16 protein-coding genes are annotated in these 20606 nt (G+C 70.9%); 13 read left to right on the top strand and 3 right to left on the bottom strand.

The annotated features are described in order from the left end of the window. Positions 1-259: 259 nt before the first annotated feature. The 4 genes from ACIQCJ_RS17505 (at position 260) to ACIQCJ_RS17520 (ending at position 5824) form a co-directional block, all read left to right on the top strand. The gene (locus ACIQCJ_RS17505; protein ID WP_402711834.1) at positions 260-1963 is read left to right on the top strand and encodes an NAD(P)-binding domain-containing protein; all 1704 of its coding nucleotides are present in this window, start codon (positions 260-262) and stop codon (positions 1961-1963) included. After that, the gene (locus ACIQCJ_RS17510) at positions 1960-3039 is read left to right on the top strand and encodes an alpha-hydroxy acid oxidase (protein ID WP_402711835.1); all 1080 of its coding nucleotides are present in this window, start codon (positions 1960-1962) and stop codon (positions 3037-3039) included. The genes ACIQCJ_RS17505 and ACIQCJ_RS17510 overlap by 4 nt, the downstream gene beginning before the upstream one ends. Further along, positions 3033-4475, top strand: coding sequence for a cytochrome P450 (locus tag ACIQCJ_RS17515; protein ID WP_402711836.1), 1443 nt, complete (start codon positions 3033-3035; stop codon positions 4473-4475). Before ACIQCJ_RS17510 ends, ACIQCJ_RS17515 begins: the two co-directional genes overlap by 7 nt. 62 nt (positions 4476-4537) lie before the next feature. After that, on the top strand, positions 4538-5824 hold the full coding sequence (locus ACIQCJ_RS17520; RefSeq protein WP_355349063.1) for a cation:proton antiporter: 1287 nt from the start codon (positions 4538-4540) through the stop codon (positions 5822-5824). Positions 5825-5860: 36 nt separating this feature from the next. Here the strand turns inward: ACIQCJ_RS17520 and ACIQCJ_RS17525 are convergent, their stop codons facing one another. After that, positions 5861-7333, bottom strand: a complete 1473-nt coding sequence (locus ACIQCJ_RS17525) for a serine hydrolase domain-containing protein (protein WP_402711837.1) — start codon at positions 7331-7333, stop codon at positions 5861-5863. Positions 7334-7778: 445 nt separating this feature from the next. On the opposite strand from ACIQCJ_RS17525, the gene ACIQCJ_RS17530 reads away from it, so the two are divergent. Continuing rightward, the gene (locus ACIQCJ_RS17530; RefSeq protein ID WP_391161825.1) at positions 7779-9233 is read left to right on the top strand and encodes a ricin-type beta-trefoil lectin domain protein; all 1455 of its coding nucleotides are present in this window, start codon (positions 7779-7781) and stop codon (positions 9231-9233) included. A 251-nt stretch (positions 9234-9484) separates the two neighbouring features. Here the strand turns inward: ACIQCJ_RS17530 and ACIQCJ_RS17535 are convergent, their stop codons facing one another. Continuing rightward, positions 9485-9709, bottom strand: coding sequence for a hypothetical protein (locus tag ACIQCJ_RS17535; protein WP_402712145.1), 225 nt, complete (start codon positions 9707-9709; stop codon positions 9485-9487). On the opposite strand from ACIQCJ_RS17535, the gene ACIQCJ_RS17540 reads away from it, so the two are divergent. From ACIQCJ_RS17540 to ACIQCJ_RS17570, 7 genes are all read left to right on the top strand, one after another. Then, complete coding sequence (locus ACIQCJ_RS17540) at positions 9627-11093, top strand: sugar ABC transporter ATP-binding protein (RefSeq protein WP_402712124.1); 1467 nt, start codon at positions 9627-9629, stop codon at positions 11091-11093. The genes ACIQCJ_RS17535 and ACIQCJ_RS17540 overlap by 83 nt on opposite strands. Further along, on the top strand, positions 11090-12136 hold the full coding sequence (locus tag ACIQCJ_RS17545) for an ABC transporter permease (protein WP_402711838.1): 1047 nt from the start codon (positions 11090-11092) through the stop codon (positions 12134-12136). Before ACIQCJ_RS17540 ends, ACIQCJ_RS17545 begins: the two co-directional genes overlap by 4 nt. Next, on the top strand, positions 12133-13137 hold the full coding sequence (locus ACIQCJ_RS17550; RefSeq protein ID WP_402711839.1) for a sugar ABC transporter substrate-binding protein: 1005 nt from the start codon (positions 12133-12135) through the stop codon (positions 13135-13137). The genes ACIQCJ_RS17545 and ACIQCJ_RS17550 overlap by 4 nt, the downstream gene beginning before the upstream one ends. Further along, the gene (locus ACIQCJ_RS17555; protein ID WP_391049893.1) at positions 13130-14140 is read left to right on the top strand and encodes an ABC transporter permease; all 1011 of its coding nucleotides are present in this window, start codon (positions 13130-13132) and stop codon (positions 14138-14140) included. Before ACIQCJ_RS17550 ends, ACIQCJ_RS17555 begins: the two co-directional genes overlap by 8 nt. Before the next feature lie 67 nt (positions 14141-14207). Further along, entirely contained in the window at positions 14208-14966 is a 759-nt protein-coding gene (locus ACIQCJ_RS17560; RefSeq protein ID WP_402711840.1) for an SDR family NAD(P)-dependent oxidoreductase, read from the top strand. After that, positions 14963-15727 carry an SDR family NAD(P)-dependent oxidoreductase gene (locus ACIQCJ_RS17565; RefSeq protein ID WP_402711841.1) on the top strand — a complete coding sequence of 255 codons (765 nt, stop codon included), beginning with the start codon at positions 14963-14965 and terminating at the stop codon, positions 15725-15727. The genes ACIQCJ_RS17560 and ACIQCJ_RS17565 overlap by 4 nt, the downstream gene beginning before the upstream one ends. Before the next feature lie 268 nt (positions 15728-15995). Beyond that, a complete protein-coding gene (locus tag ACIQCJ_RS17570; RefSeq protein ID WP_401312504.1) occupies positions 15996-16931 on the top strand; it encodes a LysR family transcriptional regulator in 936 nt (311 codons plus the stop codon). Positions 16932-16982: 51 nt separating this feature from the next. Here the strand turns inward: ACIQCJ_RS17570 and ACIQCJ_RS17575 are convergent, their stop codons facing one another. Continuing rightward, positions 16983-17861 carry an SMP-30/gluconolactonase/LRE family protein gene (locus ACIQCJ_RS17575; RefSeq protein ID WP_402711842.1) on the bottom strand — a complete coding sequence of 293 codons (879 nt, stop codon included), beginning with the start codon at positions 17859-17861 and terminating at the stop codon, positions 16983-16985. 513 nt (positions 17862-18374) lie between these two features. Between ACIQCJ_RS17575 and ACIQCJ_RS17580 the strand changes: the two genes are divergently transcribed. Then, complete coding sequence (locus ACIQCJ_RS17580) at positions 18375-20486, top strand: MFS transporter (protein ID WP_402711843.1); 2112 nt, start codon at positions 18375-18377, stop codon at positions 20484-20486. The last annotated feature ends 120 nt before the right edge of the window (positions 20487-20606 follow it).

Consider the following 20606-nt stretch of genomic DNA (forward strand, 5'->3'; position numbering starts at 1 on the left):
CACGGCGCTCTCCGATCCGGTGGGGCGGTCACGGGGGTCGCGTTTCGGCCGCGGACAACTGAAATGCCGGGAGGGAAACCTCGGCGGGCATATGTATGCACGGCTCGCACGGCACACGTCGGGCACTTGCGCCGAAGCTGAAATTATCCGCCCGAAGACCAAGGACCGGCATGTGATATGGATCACATCCCTGCCTATAGATGTCTCCTTTAACTCTCAACTACGGTGACTCCGTCCATCTCAGGAGCCGGGAGGCCCAGTGTCCGGAGAAGAGCGGATCGATTACCTCGTCGTCGGTGCGGGACCCGCGGGAATCCAGGCGGCATATTTCCTGGAACGCGCGGGACGCGACTATCTGGTCGTCGAGGCGGGCGCGGCTCCCGGCACCTTCTTCACGAGGTTTCCCAGACACAGGAAACTCATATCCATCAACAAGGTGCACACCGGCTGGGACGATCCCGAGCTGAATCTGCGCACCGACTGGAACTCACTGCTGTCCGACGAGGGCTCGCCGCTGTTCACCGCGGTCACGCCCCGGTACTTCCCCGACGCCGACGACATGGTCGGCTATCTCGCCGACTTCGCCGACACCCACCGCCTGCGAATCCGCTACGGCACGCGGATCACCCGTATCTCCCGGCGACCGGCGCAGGGCGGCGGTCCGCGCGGGGACTTCGAGACCGTGGACCAGGACGGCACCGTCCGCAGGGCCCGGCGGCTGATCATGGCGACCGGCGTGTCCCGTCCCTACATCCCGCCCATCGAGGGCGTGGAACTGGCCGAGCGGTACGACCTGATGCCGGTCGACCCGGCCGGGTTCACCGGGCAGCGGGTACTGATCATCGGGCGGGGCAATTCGGCCTTCGAGACCGCCGACAACCTCATCGAGACGGCCTCGGTCATCCATGTGGCGGGACCCGGCTCGCTGCGGCTCGCCTGGCAGACCCATTTCGTGGGGCATCTGCGGGCGGTGAACAACAATTTCCTGGACACGTATCAGCTCAAGTCGCAAAATGCCCTGCTCGACGGGGAGATCATGCGCATCAGCAGGGACGGCGAGGACGGCCCCTACCGGGTCCCGGTGAAATTCGCGCGGGTGAACGAGGTGGTCAAGGAGATCACCTACGACCGGGTTATCCTTGCCACCGGTTTCCGCTTCGACGCCTCGGTCTTCGCCGAGGAATGCCGCCCGGAACTGACCATCAAGGACAGATTCCCGGCGCAGACGGACGCCTGGGAATCCCCGAACGTACCCGATCTGTATTTCGCTGGCACGATCACCCAGGTGCGGGATTTCAAGAAGTCCACCAGCGGTTTCATTCACGGCTTCCGCTACGGTGTCCGCGCGCTGCACCGCATCCTGGAACAGCGTTACCACGACCGGCCGTGGCCGCGCCGGGAACTGGCCGCCGATCCCGCCGGTCCCGGCGACCGCACCGATCGCACCGACCGCACCGACCCCGCCGACCCCGCCGGACTCCCCGGGACGATCGCCGAAGCGGTGATCGAGCGGGTGAACCGCAGCTCCGCCCTGTGGCAGCTCTTCGGTTTCCTCGGCGACGCGGTCATCGCCTCCCGAGGACCGTCGGGCGAATCGGTCGGCTATCACGAGGAAGTGCCGGTCGACCATCTCCACCAGGCGGTCGGCGACGGCGTCTTCGGAGACGTCGGCCGCTATCTGACGGTCACCCTCGAATACGGCGCCGACCACGACAAGGTGAATCCGTTCGACATCTCCGTGGGCCGGGTGTCGCAGCAGGCGACCGCCGGGCTCGACGGCCGCTATCTCCACCCGGTGGTGCGGCTGTTCGAGAACGGCAAGCCGGTCGCGGAGCACCACATCACGGAGAATCTGGAGAACGAGTGGGACAGCGAGGAGGTCCACCGCGCCCCGCTCGTCCGCTTTCTGACGGACCATCCCGTCACGGGTGACGCCCCCGTCCCCGCCGCCGACCCGTCGTGAACGGGGTGCTGTCGGCGCTGCGGGACAGAGCCCGTGCCCGACTCGACCCGGTCCACTGGGACTTCTACGAGGGCGGCGCGGGCACCGAGACCGCCCTGGCCGAGAACGAACGCGCCTTCGCCCGGCTGGCCCTGCTGCCCCGCGTGCTGACCGGCACGGGCCACCCGGACACCAACGTGTCGCTGCCCGGCGGCCGGGCGTCGATGCCGGTGGTGGTCTCCCCCACCGCCTTCCACCGGCTGGCCCATCCGGACGGCGAACGCGCCACGGCGCGCGCTGCCGCGGCGGCCGACACCGTACTGATCACCTCGCAGGCGGCCACCACCGCCGTGGACGAGGTCACCGCCGCCGCCCGCTCGGTGCGGTCCGACGCCGTGGTGTGGTTCCAGCTCTACCTCCAGCCGGAGGCCGAGGTCACCACCGCGCTCGTCCGGCGCGCGGAGAAGGCGGGCTGTACGGCGCTGGTCGTCACGGCGGACTCGCCGGTCTTCGGCCGCCGCGGCCGGGACGAGCGCAACGGCTTCCACGACCTGCCGCCGGGACTGGCCGCCGAGAACATGCGGGATCTGCCCGGCACGCCGCCCGGTCGCACCCGCGACATCGCGATGTCACCGGCCCTGTCCTGGGACGACCTGCGCCGCCTGCGGGACGTCACCGGCCTGCCGGTCGTGCTGAAGGGCGTTCTGCACCCCGCCGACGCCCGGCGCGCGGTCGACGAGGGCGTACAGGCGCTGATCGTCTCCAACCATGGCGGCCGTCAGCTCGACGCGGCACCGGCCACCGTCGAGGCGCTGCCCGCGGTGGCCGACGCGGTCGGCGGGCGCGTCCCCGTGCTGCTGGACGGCGGAGTGCGCGGCGGCTGCGACGTGGTGGTCGCGCTGGCGCTCGGCGCGGCGGCGGTCGGCATCGGCAGGCCCGTGCTGTGGGGCCTCGCGGCGGACGGCGAGGCGGGCGTGACCGCCGTACTGGAGGAGTTGCGGGCCGAGTTGGCGCATGTGCTGACGCTCTGCGGCAGCGCCGACTGCCGCGGCCCGGCACGCGATCAGGTCGTGGCGCGGGGGGCGAGGGCGTGCTGAGGCGCGCCGGGGCGGCGGCGCTCGCGCTGTCCGTCCCCTATTGGCTGCCGCGGACCGTCATCGCCCTGCGGGTGAGGGTCTTCGCCCGGATCAACGGCCCGGAGGGCGTGGTCGTCCCCAACCCGGAGGTGGCCGCTGACCGCTTCACCGAGTTGTACGAGCATCCGGCCGCCAGCGGTCGCAGCAAGGGCGCGGCACTGTCCGATCTGTTCTGGTACTGGCTCTCCCCCGGTCCCGAGGTCCACCAGGAGCATCTGGAGCCGGGGCCCCGCTACGACGCCGTCGCCCGGACCACCGCCGCGATCCTCGCCGGGACCAGCGCCGAACTCGCCGCGGCCGCGGCCCGGCGGACGGCGCGGGTGCTGGACGAACTCGTGCCGGGCGACGCCGCGTTGGTGCGGCTGCGGGATCTGATGATGCCGGTCTGGGCGGAGTTCTTCTACGGGCTGGTCTTCCGCGAGCCGTGCCCGCCGCACGCGCGCCGGCTCATCGTGGCCAATGCCGAGGACGTCATCAACTCCCTGAAGAACACCCGCCTTCGGCACATGCGGCGGCGCGAGCGGCTGACCCGCTACCTGCTGCGCAGGCTGGCCGCGGGGGACGTACCGCACGCGCTGCCCGCGGAGTTGGCGTCGCCGAAGGACCGCGCGCACTACCTCCAGGGCACCTTCTTCAACACCGCGGTCGTGCAGATGTCGGAGGCGATGGCGCATCTGCTGCTGATGCTCGCCGCGGAATCCGACGTCCAGCAGCGGCTGGCGGACCACCCCGAGGACGACCGGTACCTGTCCCACGTGATGAACGAGACGCTGCGGATGTACCCGCTGTTCGGCATCGCGCACCGCGTCACGGCCGAGGAGATCGACCTCGGCGGCGGCGCGCGCTATCCGGCGGGCACGGTGCTGTGCTTCGACTATCCCGCCTACCACGCGACGGGGTACGCCGATCCGGACACGTTCGACCCGGAGCGGTGGAATCGGACGTCCGCCAAGCACGCGCACCACATCCCCTTCGGGGTGGCCGCGAACCGGCCGTGTCCCGCCTGGCGGCTCGCCCCGCTGATCATGCGGGCCGCGACCCGCGAGGTGCTGGCCCGCTTCACCCTGCACACCGCGGTGTCGCACACCCGCTCCATCCCGCACCGCGCGCCCTGCCTGCTGGTGCGCCGCGACCGGCCGCTGCCGCGGTACCGGATCTTCGCCGTCCGAGCGTTCCTGCGGGTCCGCGACCGCTGGGAGGACGTCGGCCGCAGTCTGCTCCAACTGGCCTTCGGCACCTGGATGGTGCTGGACGCGCGGCGGCAGCGGCCGACAGAGCGGTGGTTCGCCGCGCACGACACGCAGGGCCGCCCGCTGACCGGCGCGCGTCCGGGCGGTCACGGCCCGGACGACGACGCGTCCGGCGGGCCCGCGGACCGCTGTCCTCACCCCCACTGACCCCGGCAGTCACAGGCACTGCCTCCCCCCATGAATCCGCACCCGCCGAAGGGCAGCCCGCCATGTCCGCGACCGCGCTCGGCCCCGCCTTCCTGCTCGCCGTCGTCGTCATCCTCCTCACCTGCCGGATCGCCGCCTGGGCGCTGCGCCCGCTCGCCCAGCCGCCCGTCGTGGCCGAGATGATCGCGGGCGTGCTCCTCGGTCCCTCCGTACTCGGCCTCGTCGCCCCCTCGTGGGAGCACGCCGTCTTCCCCGCCGACCTGCGGCCCGTGCTGTACGTGGCCGGGCAACTCGGTCTGGTGCTCTTCATGTTCCAGGCGGGGTACGAATTCCGCGTCGACCGGATCAAACCGGTGGCCAGACCCGCCGCGCTGATCTCGACGGCCGGGATTCTCGTACCGCTGGCACTGGGCACCGCGCTGGTGTGGGCCGTGCGCGATTCAGTGCACACCGCTCCCGCCGGTGTGCCGATGTACGTGGCCGCGCCCTTCGTCGGCGTCACACTGTCGATCACCGCGTTCCCCATGCTGGCCAGGATCATCACCGAACGCGGCCTGACCGACACGGCGTTCGGCACCATCTCGCTCGCGGCCGGCGCGCTGGACGACGTCGTCGCGTGGATTCTGCTGGCGGGCGTCCTCAGCCTGTCGCGCGGCACCTCCGGGCCCGTCGTGCTCGCGGTGGCGGGCGCGGCCGGTCTCGCGGTGGTGCTGTTCGCACTGGTGCGGCTGCGCGGTCCCGCGATCCGGATCGCGGAGCGGCTGCCCTCGGATCAACTGCTGCTGGTGACCTTGCTGTTGCTGTGCCTGGCGGCCTGGTACACCGACCGGATCGGCCTCTACGCGGTCTTCGGCGCTTTCAGCCTGGGCGTCGCGTATCCGAGGGCGCCGAGGATCGACCGTACGCTGGAGGCCGCGGCGCCGGTCAGCCGCGTCCTGCTGCTGCCGCTGTTCTTCACGTACTCCGGGCTGAACACCGACACCGGGCTGCTGACCGACCCGACGCTGCTGCTGTTCGCCGCGGGCTGCACGCTGGCCGCCGTGGTCGGGAAGTTCGGCGCGTGCTGGCTGGCCGCCAGGCTCGCCGGGCAGAGCGGTCCCGTGGCGCTGCGGGTCGGCACGCTGATGAACGCGCGCGGGCTGATGCAGCTCATCGCCATCAACGTCGGGCTGGCGGAGGGCGTGGTGACGCGGTCGATGTTCACCGTGCTCGTCCTGGTCGCGCTGGTGACCACGGTGATGGCCACGCCGCTGCTGGCGCTGTGGGACCGGCGGGACGGCGGCGTTCCGGACGCGCCCGCCGTCCCCGCCGCACCGCCTCCGTCGAAGGTCTCCGCCGTCAGCGAGTGAGGACGCGGCCTCGCCGCCGGGCCGGACGCGGCGCGGTCAGCGGGGCGCGCCGAACGAGCTGAGCGGTGTCGGACGAAGCGGCTTCCCGTGCCAGGCCGCCGTGAAGTCGCGGGCGGCGAGCGAGCACGTGAGCGTCAAGTGATGCGGGGTCTCCAGGAATCCCAGCTCGGCGACGAAGGTGTCGGCGTCGGTCCAGCCCGCGCTGACCGCGGTCGGTACGGGGACGGCGGGCCGTTCGGCGACCGCCCAGCCGGTCCCGGCGAAGCGCAGCGCGAACGGCGGCTCTTTGTCGTTCTTCGCCTGGTCGAGCGTGAGGATCCAGCCGTCGGCGTCGGCTGTCAACTCCACCGCCGTCAGGCTCGGTTGGGCCTCGGCCTCGCCGTCGCGCGGCGCGAACCGCACCCCGGACCACGCCTCGGTGTCGGCGGGCGCCGCCTCCCCCTCGACCGTCGGGAGGACGAGCCGGGACAGCCGCTCGCGCAGCGCCGCGTCCTCGGCGCTCTCCTCCGCGTCCTGCCCCGCGGCGCTCACCGGCTCCGGCCCGAAGGCGGGCAGCAGGTGCTCCCAGATCATGTCCATCACGGACTGCATGAGATCGGTGTTCGCGGTGATCGCGATCACCACGTCCTGCTCGGGCAGCACGACGCAGAACTGCCCGACCGCCCCGTCACCGCGGTAGCCGTGGCGCGACATCCAGAACTGGAAGCCGTATCCCTGCGCCCAGTCGGAGTTCCGCGCCTCGGGCGAGCCGTCGCCGTTGTCGACGTGCGCGCGGGTCGCCTGCGCGACCCAGGACGCCGGAAGGAGCTGCTCGCCCTCCCACACGCCCTTGTCGAGGTAGAGCTGGCCGAGCCGGGCGACCGCGTCGGTGGCGGCGTGCAGCCCGCTGTAGCCCAGCTCGCGGCCCGCCCTGTCGCGCTCCCACAGCGTCTCGCCGATGCCGAGCGGATCGAGCAGCCGGGGCCGCAGGTACTCGGTCAGCGTCTGTCCGGTGGCGCGCTGGATGATGGCGCCGAGGGTGTACGTGGTGGGCTGGTTGTACGCGAAGACCGAGCCCGGCTCGCGGTCCGGCGGGATCAGCAGGAAGCCGCGGACGGGCTCTTCCGCGTCGATCGCGTGCGCCTGGACCACGGTCTCGGACAGGTGACCGCTGGCCATGGAGGCGATGTGCCGCACCTTCATGGCGCGGCTTCCGGGATCGGTGATGTCGGCGTCGAATTCGGGGAAGTAGGAGATGACCCGGGCGTCCAGGTCCAGCAGTCCCTCGTCGATGGCGAAGCCGACGGCCGATCCGGTGAAGCTCTTGCTGATCGAGTAGAGCCGGTGCGGCCGGTCGGCGGTGAAGGGAGCCCACCAGCCGGAGGCGACCACGCGGCCGTGCCGCAGGATCATCAGGCCGTGCGGTTCGACACCGGGCGCCGCCTCGATCGCGTCGAGGAACGCCTGGACTGCGCGGGCGTCGACGCCTTGCGCGGCCGGGCTGCTGACGGGCAGCGGGTGAGCGGTCATCGGGCTTCCTCCTGCTGCTGGATCTTCGACGGCCATCCTCGCCGCGCCCCGGCACGGGTGTCCAGGGGGGGTGTCGTCGGCGGGCCGCCGGACAGATCCGCGCGCGGGGCCGCCGCGTCCCCTCCGCCGGGTCCCGTACGGCCCCGGTGACGCGGCGCGGTCGCGCCGAATAGCGGGCATTTCGCATTCCGAATGGCCGCCATTCGCATAACGGGTGCGGATTTATCGGAGGCCCGACCGTCGAGAACTCCCGCTATTCGTCCCGCGGATGACCGCCTTCCGAAAGACGCGATCGACGCAGATGGGAGGCGTCGATACGTTCATCCCCAACTTGTCGACGGCGCGTTGCCGCCCACGTCGGGCCGTGTTCAGCAATTCGCGCCACGCCGGAGAGGACGTCATGTCACCCCCCCACCCCATGGTGATCGCACCCGCTCCACCCCGTATGAGCCGCCGTCTGCTGACCTGGGTGCTGACCGCCCTGGCCATGCTCACCGTGGTCCCGCTGATGACGGTGACCGCCGCGACATCGGCCACCGCCGCCGAAACCCCCCTGAACCCCAGCCAGTTCCACGGCGTGCACTGGTCGCGCCTCGGGGACAACTTCACCTTCGACAGGCTCGTGCTCCAGGGCCTGTCGGCCAACGACGACTACAACTCCGCCAGGACCAAGGCCGACGGTATGTTCGCCGCGTTCCAGAGCACTCTGGGCGCCAACACGGTGCGGCTGCCGATGAATCCCGCCACGGTCAACTGGAACACCTACAACGCCGTGATCGACGCGGCGACGGCCAAGGGCTTCAAGGTCATTCTCTGTTACTGGTCGGAGGACGGCAGCAACACGATAACCAGCGCTTATCTGCCCACCTGGAATCAGATGTGGGACACGGAGATCGCCCGGTATCTGAGCAATCCGCTCATCTCCTTCGACCCGATGAACGAGCCCGTCGGCATGACCACGCCCCAGTGGCTCGACTTCGCCGCCAACTGGATCGCCCGGGCGAGCGCGGCCGGGCTGCCCAGGAGCCGGATGTTCATCGAGGGCGCCCAGGCCGACGGCGGCGGCTGGGGAAGCGACCTCAGGCCGCTGTGCAACGACTCCCGTTTCAACGGGGTTTATCTCGCGATGCACCGCTACGCCTTCCCCTACGGCGCGCGGTCGTACAGCGACTGGGTCAACGACATCAAGACCTACATGGGCAACTGCTCCTCGCGCACCGTCATCGAGGAGTTCGGCGCCGACGCCGACAACGGCATCAACTACGACGCCACGCCCAGCAGCACCACGCCCAAGGAAGTCGCCTTCCTGCGGGCCGTCACCGATGTCGCCCGCCAGTACAACCTGGGCACGATCTGGTGCCACGGCATCGGCGGCAGGACCACCAGTTCCGACCACGACTCGCTGAACATCCTCAGGCTCTACAGCGCGTACGGCGGCGGCACCCAGAATCTGCCGCTGTGGGTCCCGAACCAGACGGCCGTCAACCGCCTCGAATACGCCTGGGGCGCGTCCGGCGCGAGCACGACCCGGCTGCGCGATGTCGGGTACACCGCGTGCCTCGACGTCCCCGGCGCGTCCCACGTCAATGACGTCCAGCTCCAGGTGGCGGGCTGCGGCGCCGGCGACAACCAGCAGTGGACGCGCCAGTCCAACGGCGCGATCAGCGTCTACAACGGGACGAAGTGCCTGGACGCCCAGGGCTTCGGCAAGACCAACGGCACTCATGTCATCAGCCATGACTGTCTGGGCACCGCCAACCAGCAGTGGCTGTTCTTCTCCGACGGCACGGTCCGCGGCGTCGACTCGCACCTCTGCCTGGACGCCGACCTCTACAGCGCCCAGAACGTCCAGCTCTGGTCCTGCGGGAACGGCACCAACCAGAAATGGCAGCTCCTGTGACGAGGACGCCTGCCGGGCACATGCGCCGCCGGTCGCGGAGACTCCACCCCGTGGCCGGCGGCGCTCGCCGAGCCGGCGGGCGGCGGCACCGCCCGGGGGACGGCGGAAGCCGCCGCTCCGGGCCATTCGCTTAACGGATTGACGCCTCCCGAAACACGAACTTCACACGCACGACTCTTGGCCTTAGCGTCATCCGCATCCTGACAGGCCGATATACGGCGTCCGGAGATCAGGTGTACCGGGGCGTCAGATCAGGTGTACCGGGACGTCCCCATCACTTCACGGAGGAAACATGTCTGCCGGAATTGCGAGCCGAGGATGACGGGCGGGGCGCCGGCGATCGTGGTGCGCAATGTGTCGAAGTCGTTCGGCGGTGTCGCGGCGGTCCGCAATGTGTCCTTCACCGTATCGGGCGGCGAAGTCGTCGCATTGGCGGGTGAAAACGGTGCGGGGAAATCCACGGTGAAGAACATCATCGGCGGCATCCTGCGTCCCGACACCGGGCGGGTCGACTTCGGCGGGCCCGGCGCCGACGCCGACAAGGCGGGTGCGGCGGGCGGTGCGGCGGCCGGAACGGGCGCTGCGAGAAAGCGCTCAGGTGTTGCCACGGTGCACCAGGAGACCAGTCTCTTCCCGGATCTCACGGTCGCCGAGAACATCCTCATCGGCCGGCTGCGCGACGGCCGCTCGCTGACCGTCAGGCCAGGACGCCTCAAGCGGCTCGCGGCCCCCGTCCTGCACCGCGTCGGCGCGCGCTTCGGCCCGGAGGCGCTCGTACGGGACCTGTCCGCCGGGCAGCGGCAGTTGGTGGAGATCGCCAAGGCGCTGGCCACCGAACCGCGGGCCATCGTCTTCGACGAGCCGACCGCTTCGCTCAACCTCGCGGAACGCGAACTGATCATGCGGATCATCGAGCAGTTGCGCGCCGACGGAGTGGCGGTTCTCTACATCTCGCACTACCTGGAGGAGATCGCGCGGCTCAGCCAGCGCATCGTGGTGATGCGGGACGGACAGGTCGTCGGCGACCGCCCGACGAGCGAACTGGACCGCAGCGCGCTCGAAGCCCTCATGGTGGGACGCGAACTCGCCCGGGGATACCCGGCGCTGCCGCGTCCGCGGTCCGAGACCATGCTCTCGGTGCGGGACCTCGACGACGACGCACGCGTCAGCGGGGTCTCGTTCGACATCGCCAAGGGCGAGATCTTCGGGCTCGCGGGGCTGATGGGCTCCGGTCGCACCGAGGTCGCCAGGGCCGTCTTCGGGCTCGGCGGCAGGACCGGGCGCATCAAGATCGCGGGGCAGCCGCTGCGCCGCGGCGACGTCCGCGCGGCCATCGCGGCCGGAATCGCGTTCGTCACCGAGGACCGCGCGCACGAAGGGCTCTTTCTGGAGCGGCCCATTCGGGAAAGTCTCTCCCATGTCGACCTCGGCTCGGTCTCCGCCGCGCGAAAGGGCGGCTGGCTGGACCACCGGGCCGAACGGCGTCTGGCCCAGGAACTCGCCGCCAAGGTCGGGCTCGTCGCCCGCGGCGGCCTGGAATCCGGCGGGAATTCACTCAGCGGCGGAAACCAGCAGAAAGTCGTCATCGGCAAGTGGCTTGCCAGGAAACCACGTCTGATCATTCTGGACGAGCCGACCCGGGGAATCGACGTCGGCGCCAAGGCGGAAATCTACCGTCTTCTCATCGATCTGGCCGACAGCGGATCGTCCATCCTGCTCATCAGTTCGGAAATGGAGGAAGTGCTCGGCCTCAGCCACCGTGTCGGGGTCATGCACGACGGCAGATTGGTTGACATTCTCGACAGGTCCCAGGCCACTCAGGAAACGGTGATCAGGCTCGCCACGGGCGGCGTCCGATGAGAACCCCTTCGTGGCTGTACGACGGCCCCCGCACGCTGGTGCGGCGACAGCCGCTGCTGCCCGTGCTGGCGGTGCTGCTGATCGTTCTGTCGGTGTCCTACGACGGCTTCGCCGGTACGGCGAACTTCCGCAACATCGCCGTACAGGCGAGTCCCCTGACCATCGCCGCGGTCGGCGCGACCTACGTGGTCATCACGTCGGGAATCGACCTGTCCGTCGGCTCGATGCTGTTCCTGGCCGCCGCCGTCGAGTCCAGCGACGCCCTGATCGGCAGGCCCGCGGGCGTGGTGTTCCTCGCCGTCGCCGCGGCGGGGGTGTGCATGGGGCTGCTCAACGGCGCCGCGGTCGCGACGAGCCGGGTGCCCGCCCTCATCGTCACCCTCGCCACTCTCCAGGTGTTCCGCGGCGCCGGGGGTCATATCACCGGCCAGCAGAACATCAACCTCCCGGCGAATCTGCGGGACATCGGCACATCGGCGGTGCTGGGGGTTCCCGCGCCGGTCTGGCTGGCCGCGGCCGCGGCGCTCGGCGGGGGCTGGGTGTTCAGCCGCACGCTGTTCGGCCGGTATCTCCAGGCGGTGGGTTCCCACCGCGACGCCGCCGTCAACGCGGGCCTGCCGGTGAAATGGGTGACCGTCGGGGCGTACGCGCTGGCCGGGCTGCTGGCCGCGCTCGCGTCCCTCACCCAGACCGGCCGCCTCGGCGCCGTTCAGCCGTCCATCGGCCAGGGCTACGAACTGACGGTCATCACGGCCGTCGTCCTCGGCGGGACGAGTCTGTTCGGTGGCCGCGGCAGCATCACCGGCACCGTCCTGGGCGCCCTCGTCCTCACGACCGCGCAGACCGGACTGGTGTTCTCCGGGGCCTCTCCCTATGTCTTCGACATCGTCCGGGGCGCCGTTCTGCTCGTCGCTGTTCTCGCCGCCGCCGTCCGGTGGCGCAATCCGGTCCGGCTGTTCGGTCCGACCCGTACCTCTCCGTCGGACGGCCCCCGGACCGTGCCCGCGGAGGCCGGCGCAACGAAACTGAAGGAGCTCAGATGAAGCCGAACCTGATCACAAGATGCGCGGCCGTCGCGGCCGTGGCCTGCCTGGCGCTGACGGCCTGTGGCTCGTCCTCGAAGTCCGGGGCGGGATCGACGTCCGGGGGCAAGCACGGCACGATCGGGGTCAGTTTCGATCTGCTCAACGCGATCCGCACCTCGGAGAAGGTCTCCATCGAGAAGGCGGCGGCAGCGGCCGGTTACAAGGTCGTCTTCTCCGTCGCGGACCAGGACGCGCAGAAGCAGGCGTCGCAGATCCAGGATCTGATCCAGACCCGCAAGGTCGACGCGCTCATCGTCATCGCGCAGGACGGGAAGCAGATCGCCTCCTCGATCAGCCTGGCCAAGGCCCGCCGCGTTCCCTTCGTGACCATCGACCGGGCGGTCGCCGACGTACAGGACGTCACGTTCCAGATCACCGGCGACCCCAAGGCGGACGGCAAGCTGGCGGCGGACGAGTTCGCCGTGGCGGGCAAGTCCAAGCCGTTGAAGGTGCTGGAGCTGGTGGGCGCGCTCACCGACCAGAACGCGATCGGCCGCAGGGACGGCTTCGACCACACGCTGGACGGCAACCCCGACGTCACGGTGGTCAGCCGGGTCCCCACCAACTGGGACCCGTCCCAGGCACTGGACGGCACCTCCAACGCGCTGCAGAAGGACTCCGGCATCAACGCGATCTTCGTTCCGTCGGACTTCCTTCTGCCGTCGGTGCAGTCGGCGCTCACCACCGCCAAGCGGCTGGCTCCGATCGGCGACCCCAAGCATGTGTTCCTGGTGACGATCGACGGTGACGAGAACGGCTGCAAGGCCATCAAGGACAAGACCCTCGACGCCGACATAGCCACCCGCGTCGACCAGTTCGGCAAGGAGGCCGTCGCGTCGATCGCCACGGCGCTGGCCAAGCGGCCCGTCAACCCCAAGACGGTCCAGAGCGCGGGCGTGACCCTCGACCAGGCCAACTTCGCGGCCGTCAGCTCTCAGGTGTGGGGTTGCGGTGCCTGAGACCGCCGACACCGGATCGCGTCCGGGCCGCCTGTCGTGGCTGCGTGATCCGGCCCGTCGTCCCGCCTGGTTCGGCGATCTGTCGATGCTGCCGGCCCTCGCCGTGCTGATCGCCGTCCTGAGCCTGACCACCGACGGCCTGCTGACGTCGTCGAACATCACCAATGTGTTCAGCCAGTCGGCCGTCGTCGCGATCGCCGCCATCGGCGCGACCTTCGTGATCCTCACCGGCGGCATCGACCTGTCCACCGGGAGCGTGATCGGCGCCAGCGGCGTCGCGGGGGCGTGGGTCATCACCACGACCGACAGTGTCGCGGCGGGCATCACATTCGCGCTGCTGACCGGGGCGGCCATCGGTGTGCTGGTCGGACTGCTGGTCGCCAGGCTGCCCGTCGTGCCGTTCGCGGTGACGCTCGCGGCGCTGTACGTCGTCAGCGGCGCCACGACGCTGCTCAGCCACGGCAGGACGATCGCCCCCGTCCCGACCGGTTTCGTCGACTTCAGCATCGACGGGCCCGGCGGTGTGCCGTACGCCGTGTGGATGACGGTCGGGCTGTACGTGGTCGCACAGGTCGCCCTGACGCGCACGGCGTGGGGCCGCCGGGTCCTGCTGCTGGGAGCCAGCGAGGAGGTCGCCCGGATCAACGGGGTCAACGTCCCCCTCATGAAGACCAGCGTGTACGCGGTGGCCGGTCTGTTCTCGGCGCTGGCCGGTGTCGTGCTGACCTCGGAACTGGCCGGGGCGGGAGCGAGCATGGGCAGCCCCCTGCTGCTCAACGTCGTCGGCGGCGTGGTCCTCGGCGGCACCAGTCTGTTCGGCGGTCGGGGCAGCCTGCTGCGCACCGCGACAGGGGTGCTGTTCCTCGGCTTCCTCTCCAACGGCATGAGCCTGCTCGGACTGGCCTCCTACGACCAGCAGATGGTGACCGGCGCGCTCATCTTTGTCGCCGCCTGCGGGGACGGTCTGGTGCGCTGGGTACGCCCACGGTCGGCCACCGCCTGACCGCCGCCGTCGCCGCCGCCGTACCTCACTCAACAACTCGACCCATGGACGAAGAAGCAGGCAATCAATGAGATTCACCCACAAAGTCGCGGTGGTCACCGGCGCCAACTCCGGTATCGGCCGGGCCACCGCCGTGCGGCTGCTGGCCGAAGGCGCCCAGGTGCTCGCGGTCGACCTCCGCCATGACGCACCGTGGCCCGAGCCCGACCGCGACCGGCTGAGCACGCTCACGCTCGATGTCGCGGCGGCGGACGCCGCCGACGTCCTGACCGATACCCTGCGGTCGCGCTTCGGGCGCGTCGACGTGCTCGCCAATGTGGCGGGCATCCTGCGCATCGCGCCCTTCCTCGACGTGAGCCGCGCCGACTGGGACCGCGTCCTCGCGGTGAACCTGACGGCGCCGTTCTTCCTCGCCCAGGCGGTGGCGCGGATGATGGTCGACACGAAGACTCCCGGACGCGTCGTCAACGTCTCGTCGGTGCACGCCGTCGTCTCCGAGCCGGGCGCCGCGCCGTACACCGCGACCAAGGGCGGTCTCGAGGCGATGACGCGGACCATGGCGTCCGAACTCGCCCCGCACCGCATCACGGTCAACTGCGTACGGCCGGGGCCGGTGCGTACCGGCATGAGCGACCCGATCTACACACCCGCCGTCGAGCGGGCGCTGGAGTCCCGCGTGCCGCTGGGCATCGCGCCGCCCGAGTGGATCGCGGCGGCCATCTGCTACCTGGCGTCCGACGAGGCGTGCTACACCACCGGGGCCGGTCTCGATGTCGACGGAGGGTACGCGATGGACGGCGCGCTTCCCGGATTGGCGTACTCGTGAGCGCCCGGGAGCAGCGGGTCGCGGTGGTCACCGGGGCGGCATCCGGCATCGGCCGGGCCACGGCGCTCCGGTTGGCGGGCACGGGATACGACCTGGCGGTGCTGGACATCGACGCCGACGGCCTGGCGCGGACCTGCGCGGAGATCGAGAAGGCGGGGGGTACGGCCCGCGCCTTCCCCGTCGACCTGCGCGATCCCGACGCGGTCGGCTCGGTCACCAGGGAAGTCGCCGTCACGCTGGGGACGCCCGCGCTGCTGGTGAATGTCGCGGGCACCGGACTCGCCGCGACGGTGCTGGAGACCAGCGACGAGGACTGGGACCGCGTCCTGTCGGTCAATCTCACCGGGCCCTTCCTCACCACCCGCGCGATGCTGCCGCTCATGCTCGACAACGGCGGTGGCGTGGTCGTCAACGTCGCCTCGGTCGCGGGCCAGGTCGGCCTCGCCCGGCGGGCCGCGTACTGCGCCTCCAAGGCGGGGCTGGTCGGGCTGACCCGGGCCATCGCGGTGGACCACGCCAAGGACGGCATCCGGTGCGTCGCGGTCTGCCCCGGCACCGTCGCGACCGAGTGGATCGACAAGATCGTCGCGAACGCCCCCGATCCGCTCGCGGCCCGGCAGGCGATGGCCGCCCGCCAACTGGACGGACGGCTGGGCTCGCCCGAGGAGATCGCCGCCACGATCGCCTTCGTCGCGGGCCCGGACGGCCGCTTCATCAACGGCGCGGCGCTGATCGTCGACGGCGGCCTGACCGCGGCGTGAGCCGTCCTCGGAAGGGGACCGGCCGTACGCCGGGGAGTGACGGTCCGGGGTCCGCCGGGGCCGCCTCTCGCGGACGACGCCGTCCGAGAGAGGCGGCCCCGGTACCCGGCCGGACCGCGCTGATCAGGCATTGATGTCCTGCACGCCCGTAGTGGCCCGGGGGGCGATCGGGTAATTTGGCCGCACACGAAAGGAACCGTCAGTGACCCTGTCCACAGGTGACAACGACGTCCCGTCCGAGCAGGGGACGACGGTTCCCCGCGACGCGATGTCTCTGCAGACAGCGTGGCTGCGCAGCTTCCTCGCGGTCGCCGACCGGGGCGGATTCGGCACCGCCACGCATACTCTGCACCTCTCGCAGTCGCGGGTCAGCGCGCACATAGCGGCGCTGGAACACGCCCTGGGGGTCACGCTCTTCGACCGCAAGGCCCGCCCGGTCTGCACCACGCAGGCGGGTGACCTCTTCTACGGTCACGCGCGGGCGGCGCTCCAGGAACTCCAGCGCGGTGTCGACGCCGCCCGCAGTACGCAGGACCAGATCGTCGCCCACCTCACCGTGGCCAGCTACCCGTCGGTCAGCTCCACCTATCTCCCGACGCTCCTCCAGGTCCTCAAGGCGGACCATCCCGGTCTCACCGTCGAGCTCTGGGAAGGGACCGCGGCCACGTTGGAGGAGGCCGTCGCGACGGGCACGGTGGACATCGCCTTCCGGCCGACGCTGCCGAAGATGCGCGAGCCCACGCTGTGCCACCGGACGATCTGGCGGGAGGACATCGTCGCGGTCATGCGGGACAACGATCCGCTGGCGACCAAGGCGACCGTCCGCGTGGACGACATCCTCTCCCGGCCCCTCATCGGCAATCCGGCCGGTTCCGAGGAGGAGGGCGGCGGCTACGACCTGCGGCACATGCTCGGGGAGTACGAGTCGAAGGCGGACATCGCCTATCTCACCGATCATCCCGCCACGCTCATCGCCCTTGTCCGGTCGGCGTTCGGCATCGGGATCATCAACCAACTGGCCGTGGAGACAACGACGACGGACGGTCTCACCGTCCGCCGTATCGAGTCGCCCACCGCCCACCGGGACGTCGCGCTGTTCTGGCCCCGCCGGCGTTCGAGCAACGCGGCCGTCTGCGCCTTCCTCAACGCGCAGGGCCGCACGCCGCTCCCGGCGAGCGTACGGCCCCTTCCGCCGACGGCCTGAGCCGGTCGCCCGGAAGCCGCCGCCGTACGCGCCCGGAGCGGCCTTCCCGTCTCAGCCGCGGAAGGCCGCCACGGGGACGCCGCGCGTGTCCGTGGCGACGACGAAGACGGAGCCGGACAGCGGGGAGCGCTCCAGATCCTCGGCGGACAGGCCCTCGCGGGCCGAGGTGACGTACAGCCTGCCGTCGGCGCCGAAGGCACAGCTCGTGGGCTGCGGGACGGGCACCGGTACGCGTCCGATCACGCGGCCCGCCGGGTCGTAGCGCCGTACCTCGGCGCCGCCGTGCATGGCTGTCCAGAAGCAGCCGTCGACGTCGACCGCCAGGCCGTCGGGGACCCCGGAGCCCTCGGTCGTCGTCAGGACCTCAAGGCCGCCCAGTTCCCCGGAGTCGGCGTCGAACGCGCTGCGGTAGAGCAGTCGGGCGTAGCTGTCGGCCAGGTACATCACGGTGTTGTCGGCGTTCCAGCCCAGTCCGTTCGGCAGGACCAGCCCGTCCGCGACGACGACGCTCGGGGTGTCTGCGTCCCAGCGGTGGAGCCGTCCCTGGCCGGGGGCGAACCGCATGTCGTTGCTGCCCGCCCAGAACCGTCCGCGGGCGTCCACCTTGCCGTCGTTCATCCGCAGGTTCGGCTCCGGCAGGACCGGGTCGACGACGGTGGTCACGCCGTCGACGACGAAGCCGAATCCGCCGGCCACGGCGGCGGCGAACCCGTCGTCGTGGGCCCGCGGCGCGACCGCGCCCACCATGACACCGACCTCCGTCACGGTCTGCCGCCCGGTGGCCAGGTCGTCCTCGTAGACCGTGCCGCCGTAGATGTCGACCCACACCAGCCGGCCGGTCCTGGGGTCAAAGACAGGGCCCTCCCCCACCTCGGAGGTGTCGCTGCGCACCGCGACATCCAGATCGGTGTAGGTCCGCACACTGCCCATGACGACTCCGTTTCCGCGTGACGTCCACGTTTTCCCGCGTGTTCTTCGGCCGCGTGCCTCTTCTGCGTGCTGTTCCGGGCAGTCGCGGCGGCCCCTGCCGGACAACCTCGCCCGCGGCTGTGGCCACTGTCAACGGCGGATAGCGGATAGTGGGGATCCGGGCTGCGAATGGGCCGTTTCCCGTGGTCGCGCACGGCCCAATTCACAGCGGTGGGAAGGAGTCCCTCCGGCCGGGGTGCGTGCAGCACCGCCCTGATGAAGGCGCGGGCCGCCGCGCCCAGCGGCCGTTCGGAATGCCACCAGGGCCCTCGCCAGGTCCTGAGCCCGCACGGGGACCTCGCACGAGAACCCGAGCAGGACCCTGCACGGGGACCCCTCACAGATAGGCAGGCAACCTGCTAATCTATTCGACAGGCAGCCTGCCTATTCGGGGCCGCTGTGATCCGCCCTGGACCACGCCCGAACGCGGGCGGCAGGGGACCGGCGGGCGCGGGAAGCGAGAGGAGTCACGCGGTGAAGGTCATCGCACGCGGTGCCGTACCGGTACCCGTCAGCGGGGCGCACGGCGACGGGCGGCGAAAGCCCTTCGGCGCGCGCTTCGTGACCCCGCTGTACACGGGGGCCGCGCTCAATCCGGTCAACAGCTCGGTGATCGCGACGGCTCTGGTCCCCATCGCCGCCTCGCTGGACATACCGGTCGGGCGGACCGCGATCCTGATTTCGAGCCTCTATCTGACCAGTGCGATAGCGCAGCCCGCGGCCGGACGGCTGGCGGAGGTGTTCGGCCCGCGCCGGGTGTTCCTGACCGGCACGCTCATCGTGCTCGCCGCGGGCGTGATCGGCGCGATCGCCTGGAATCTGCCCGTCCTGGTGCTCTCCCGGGTCCTGATCGGCGCGGGCACGTCCGCCGCCTACCCCTCCGCGATGCTGCTGATCCGCCGCCGGGCGACCGCGGTCGGTCTCCAGGATCCGCCGGGCAACGTCCTCGGCGGTCTGGCGGTCGCCGGTGCGGCCACCGTGGCGATCGGGCCGGCCGTGGGCGGGCTGCTCGTCGGCGGGCTCGGGTGGCAGACCGCGTTCCTGGTCAACGTCCCGGCCGCCGGTGCCGCCTTCGCGATGGCGCTGCTGTGGATCGACAAGGACCCCGCCCGCGCCGGGGGCCGCTCACCCCGCGAGCTGGCCGTACGCATCGACGTCGTCGGCATGGCGGGCTTCGCGGGCGCCCTCACCTCGCTCCTGGTCTTCCTGACCGGGCTGCCCACGCCGGACTGGACCGCGCTGGCGGCCGCGGTCGTCCTGGCGGGAGCACTCGTCGCCTGGGAACTGCGGGCCGCCCGTCCGTTCCTCGATGTGCGGCTGCTCGCCTCGAAGCCCGCGCTGACCCGCACGTATCTGCGCAACGGGCTGACGCTGATGGGCACCTATGTGATCCTCTACGGTCTGACCCAGTGGCTGGAGGTCGCGCACGGGCTGTCCGCGTACCAGGCGGGCCTGGTCCTCGTCCCGATGGGCGCCCTGTCGGCCGTCACGGCCCGGATCGCCTCGCGCCGCACATCGGTGCGGGGCGTGCTGATCGGCTCCGCGGTCCTGCTGCTGCTCGGCGCGGCGGCCGCCCTGCCGCTCACGGCGCACACACCGGTCGCCGCCGTCGTCGCCGTCACCGCGCTGTTCGGCCTCACCTCGGGGGCGAGCACCGTGGCCAACCAGACGGTCCTCTACCGCGAGTCCCCGCCCGAGAGCGTCGGCACGGCCTCGGGGCTGCTGCGCACCTTCGGGTACATCGGCTCGATCGCCTCGGCGGCCATCACCGGGATCGCCTTCCACAGCCGCGTCGACGACACCGGCCTGCACCGCATCTCGTGGTCGCTGGTCGCCATCGGCGCCGTCGTCCTCCTCATGACCGTCTTCGACCGCCACCTGGCCGGTGTCCGACAGGGCTCCGCGGCGGCGGTCGATCCCCCCGTCCGACACGACCACACCGCTGAACCGCACCGCTCAGGTGATCCGCGTCTCTCAGAAAGTACCGACATGACCACCCCCGCCCAGCCCGTCGTCGCCTCCCGTACCGCCCTGTTGCTGATGGACTTCCAGCCCGCGGTCCTGGCCGCCGTTCCCGACGGCGAGGCCGTGCTCGCCCGCGCCCAACAGGCCCTGGCCTGGGCACGTTCGCTGGACATCCGCGTCGTCCACGTCCGCGTCGCCTTCGCGCCGGAGGACTTCGCCGCCGTGCCCGACCGCAACAAGTCCTTCGCCCCCGTCGCCCGGCAGGGGTTCCTCGCCGACGGCAGCCCGGAGGCGGACCTGCACGACGCGCTCGACGTACGGGAGGGCGACATCGTGGTGCGCAAGGTCAGGGTCGGCGCGTTCTCCGCCGCCACCGGACTCCACCCGACGCTGCTCGGCCAGGAGATCGACACCCTCGTCCTCGCCGGGCTCTCCACCTCGGGCGTGGTGCTCTCGACCGTGCGGCACGCCGCCGACGAGGACTACCGGCTCTACGTCCTCAAGGACGCGACCGGCGACCCCGATCCGGAGGTCCACCGCGTGCTGACCGAGAAGGTGTTCCCGAGCCAGGCGGACGTCATCACCACCGATGATCTGTCCGCGCTCGGCAAGCAGGCTTGAGCCCCGCTCCCGACGTGAAGTCGGGATCCGGAATTCGGATCGGGCCCATATGCGATACGGGTCGGCGGTGTTGTCCGGGCAGTGCCCCGCCTCCCGGCTCTGAACTGGTCCGATCCGCTT

Origin of the sequence: Streptomyces sp. NPDC093221, assembly GCF_044753885.1 — a bacterium.
Taxonomy (GTDB): Bacteria; Actinomycetota; Actinomycetes; order Streptomycetales; family Streptomycetaceae; genus Actinacidiphila.

Excerpts from the sequence above, each read along its gene's own strand:
- ACIQCJ_RS17520 (WP_355349063.1), top strand. The coding sequence starts at position 4,538 with ATGTCCGCGACCGCGCTCGGCCCCGCCTTCCTGCTCGCCGTCGTCGTC.
- ACIQCJ_RS17525 (WP_402711837.1), bottom strand. The coding sequence starts at position 7,333 with ATGACCGCTCACCCGCTGCCCGTCAGCAGCCCGGCCGCGCAAGGCGTC.
- ACIQCJ_RS17530 (WP_391161825.1), top strand. The coding sequence starts at position 7,779 with ATGAGCCGCCGTCTGCTGACCTGGGTGCTGACCGCCCTGGCCATGCTC.
- ACIQCJ_RS17535 (WP_402712145.1), bottom strand. The coding sequence starts at position 9,709 with ATGATGTTCTTCACCGTGGATTTCCCCGCACCGTTTTCACCCGCCAAT.
- ACIQCJ_RS17545 (WP_402711838.1), top strand. The coding sequence starts at position 11,090 with ATGAGAACCCCTTCGTGGCTGTACGACGGCCCCCGCACGCTGGTGCGG.
- ACIQCJ_RS17550 (WP_402711839.1), top strand. The coding sequence starts at position 12,133 with ATGAAGCCGAACCTGATCACAAGATGCGCGGCCGTCGCGGCCGTGGCC.
- ACIQCJ_RS17560 (WP_402711840.1), top strand. The coding sequence starts at position 14,208 with ATGAGATTCACCCACAAAGTCGCGGTGGTCACCGGCGCCAACTCCGGT.
- ACIQCJ_RS17570 (WP_401312504.1), top strand. The coding sequence starts at position 15,996 with ATGTCTCTGCAGACAGCGTGGCTGCGCAGCTTCCTCGCGGTCGCCGAC.
- ACIQCJ_RS17575 (WP_402711842.1), bottom strand. The coding sequence starts at position 17,861 with ATGGGCAGTGTGCGGACCTACACCGATCTGGATGTCGCGGTGCGCAGC.